5 protein-coding genes are annotated in these 3063 nt (G+C 28.8%); 4 read left to right on the forward strand and 1 reads right to left on the reverse strand.

Annotated features, from left to right (window positions below):
- Positions 1-212: 212 nt before the first annotated feature.
- The 4 genes from cas2 (at position 213) to QZU81_RS10670 (ending at position 1928) form a co-directional block, all read left to right on the forward strand.
- Positions 213-488 (forward strand): CRISPR-associated endonuclease Cas2, encoded by a 276-nt coding sequence (gene cas2 / locus QZU81_RS10655; RefSeq protein WP_295591738.1) that lies wholly within the window; start codon positions 213-215, stop codon positions 486-488.
- A gap of 1 nt (position 489) precedes the next feature.
- Positions 490-1485, forward strand: a complete 996-nt coding sequence (cas1, locus tag QZU81_RS10660) for a CRISPR-associated endonuclease Cas1 (RefSeq protein WP_292607379.1) — start codon at positions 490-492, stop codon at positions 1483-1485.
- Positions 1482-1610, forward strand: coding sequence for a hypothetical protein (locus QZU81_RS10665; RefSeq protein ID WP_295591740.1), 129 nt, complete (start codon positions 1482-1484; stop codon positions 1608-1610). The genes cas1 and QZU81_RS10665 overlap by 4 nt, the downstream gene beginning before the upstream one ends.
- A gap of 63 nt (positions 1611-1673) precedes the next feature.
- Positions 1674-1928 carry a hypothetical protein gene (locus tag QZU81_RS10670; RefSeq protein WP_295591742.1) on the forward strand — a complete coding sequence of 85 codons (255 nt, stop codon included), beginning with the start codon at positions 1674-1676 and terminating at the stop codon, positions 1926-1928.
- Positions 1929-2231: 303 nt separating this feature from the next.
- Here the strand turns inward: QZU81_RS10670 and QZU81_RS10675 are convergent, their stop codons facing one another.
- Entirely contained in the window at positions 2232-2426 is a 195-nt protein-coding gene (locus tag QZU81_RS10675; RefSeq protein ID WP_295591743.1) for a hypothetical protein, read from the reverse strand.
- Positions 2427-3063: the final 637 nt, after the last annotated feature.

Consider the following 3063-nt stretch of genomic DNA (forward strand, 5'->3'; position numbering starts at 1 on the left):
ATGGTTTTTCCTCTAATTTCTACTTTTGTTTAATGTAATTCATTAATAATTACTAATTTCAATTGTATTCATCTTATTTAAACTTATTCGAATTGTATTGTCTTTGTTTAATTGTTGTGGTCTTTTAAAATTGTTTTCATTTAAACGTAAAATATGAAGTTAACAATTTCCAAAAACAATAATATTAAAGTTGAATTAATATAAGTTAATTCATGTATATGATAGCCATTTTTGATTGTAAATTCAAAACCAATCATGAAAATATTGAAAAGATGCTTCAGCATTATGGACTTAGAAAGATTCAAAGTTCATTATATTGGGGAGAATTGGATAATAATGAACGTGAAACACTGGTGAAAAACATCGATGAAATCATTAAAGAAAAAGACAGCTTTTTGATAATTCCGATATGTCAAAACTGCTGTTCAAAAATGAAGCATTGCGGACGTGAAATCAAATTCAAAAACGATTTGTATAGGGTGTATTAAAATGAAGTTGGTGATAGATGGATACGGAAAGTCAATCCATAAGAAAGACAATCAAATTGCCATACATGAAAAAGATGAAATCATAGATTCGATTAAGGCAAGTGAAATTACTGACATTACCATTGTTGGAAAAGGATATGTTACCTTTGATGCTTTAAATTTAATGGCTCTAAATAATATTAAATTGATAGCTATCGACCCGAAAGGACAATTGACCTATACTCTTGAGTCACCTGATTTGCGAAATGTAAAATTAAAAAAAGAACAGTACAGATTAAGTGAAAATAAGATAGGTTTTGAAATATCAAAGGAACTGATAAGATCAAAAATGAAAAACCAAAAGGCCACACTGACGACCCTAAACAAAAACAAAAAATTAAAGAGGGTCTTCAATCACAGATTAAAAATTGATGAATGCATTAATCAGCTTGATGACATGAAACTGAAAGGAAACAATGAAGAGACAAGAATGAAGATAATGGGGTTGGAAGGAAAGGCTTCAAATGAATATTGGGGAGGAATAAAATATTTCATTCCCTCCGAAATCTGTTTTGTTTCCAGAACAAAAAAGCCGACGGATCTCTTAAATTCAATGTTGAATTACGGTTATGCTATTCTTGCAAGTGAAATTACAAAAAGCATTCTTATCAATGGCTTGGATCCATATTGTGGTTTTCTTCATTTTGATAGGTATGGGAGGACAAGTTTGACATTTGATTTGATAGAACCATTCAGACAGCAGATTGTTGACAAGACTGTAATTGGGCTGATTAACAGAAAACAGATTACTGTTGAAGATTTGGACAAAAGAAATAATACTATAAAATTGGGAGCAAGAAAATTGATTGTTGAAGGGATTTTATCAAAAATTCACTCAACAATAACATATGATGATGAAACGGTAAGTTATTCTGATTTGATTAGAAAACAGAGTGATGATTTAGTGAAAACTTTGCTGGGAAATAAAAAATTCAAAGGGTTTTATCTCAGGTGGTGAGGAAACCAGATGGATTTTTAGACGAAAGAGTCTTCTCCTCAAAATTAGGTAAAATAAAGGTCAGTACTATTGGTAATTACTATGTTATTGAGGAAACCTCTTCCGAAAAGGGGGTTGTAAAATGATGTCCTCACAACTTTTTTAAAAGAAGAAATATAAATTAATTAGATAAGTATTTTAAGGAAAATTTGGTAGTGTTTAAACTGAATGTTTTGGGTCGAAATATTCAAAACAGTTGTGATGTAACAACATCAACAGATATGTTAAGACAAGTAGTACAGTTATTAATGACACATCGGGATGAATATAATAAACCGATTCCTAAAAGAATTGAATTCAGTAATTATCCTGATGTATACTGGGAGTATATCTTAGAGGATACTTTTGATGCTGAGATTGAAATCAGTGATTATACTGTTAAAGCGAAACTTGTTGTGGTTTAAACTGAATGTTTTGGGTCGAAATATTCAAAACGATAATCAATTAATGATTATTATTATGGTTCTCAATTTGGTGACTGACTTAATTGAACTCATAATAACAATCATAAAAAAAGAAGGGGATTAAAAATTCCCCTTTTTTACTATTGATTATCTAATAATATGATTTTTATAATATTTAAATATATATTAAAAGAGAGGTGCTAAAGAGAAATGATATATATAATAGTAATTTTAGCAATATTAATACTTATCGTAAATGGTATAACCATTTACGTTTAAACTGAATGTTTTGGGTCGAAATATTCAAAACAAATTATTTTTAATGAAATCTTCATCAAATTTAAACAGATTTTCAGGCACATAATTGACAAGTTCACCAGAATTATCAGTTATTTTAAGCAAATCCACTAATTCCGGACGTATGTCAATTAATCCCCCTACTAATTTTAAAACATAATCATAATTGGATTCATCAGGGATTTCATAATAACTATGCATACCCCATAATGCCCATTTTTCACATTGGTTATTCCATAATGTACAATGGACTCATTGATTATTTGTTCATCACCGTTTTGGACATTTTTTTACAACTTGCACCACTGCATGATGTTTAAAGTGAATGATTTCTGTTGTAATATTCAAAACATATCTCTATGCTATTTTTTGGTGAAAAATGGGGATGGCATTCAATTAATTAAGGGAGAATTTTTTTTGGGGGGTTTGTAATGAGTTGGTTAATAATGGCAAAACATTTTCATTTTTTTGTATAAGAATGTAAGTTAGCCAACTCATTACAGTTTCAAATCCATCGAAGACGGATTCGATTTATCTAAAAATTCTCAATTTTAGATAATTATAGTATGAATTAATACATATATAAAGATTTTCGAATGTAAGTGGTTACTTACATGGTTATTTTATTAAAACAAGTTATTTAATGGATTATTTTTAAAAAAAAGAGTTCCAGATGATTTTTAACCATCTTGAACTTCATCATACAGATATTGTGGGTTCCGTTGGCTAATGAATGATAGTTTCTCCGAAGATTAAAATTTTAAATATTGATGGATTCAAATAAATAAATAATGGAAAAGTCTAAACAAAGAATATACCTGATATTAATTTTTGCAAC

The organism is uncultured Methanobrevibacter sp. (assembly GCF_902770715.1).
Classification (GTDB): domain Archaea; phylum Methanobacteriota; class Methanobacteria; order Methanobacteriales; family Methanobacteriaceae; genus Methanocatella.

What these genes read in the sequence shown, in the direction of transcription:
- cas1 (WP_292607379.1), top strand. Translation starts at nt 490, where the DNA reads ATGAAGTTGGTGATAGATGGATACGGAAAGTCAATCCATAAGAAAGAC.
- QZU81_RS10675 (WP_295591743.1), bottom strand. Translation starts at nt 2,426, where the DNA reads ATGCATAGTTATTATGAAATCCCTGATGAATCCAATTATGATTATGTT.
- cas2 (WP_295591738.1), top strand. Translation starts at nt 213, where the DNA reads ATGTATATGATAGCCATTTTTGATTGTAAATTCAAAACCAATCATGAA.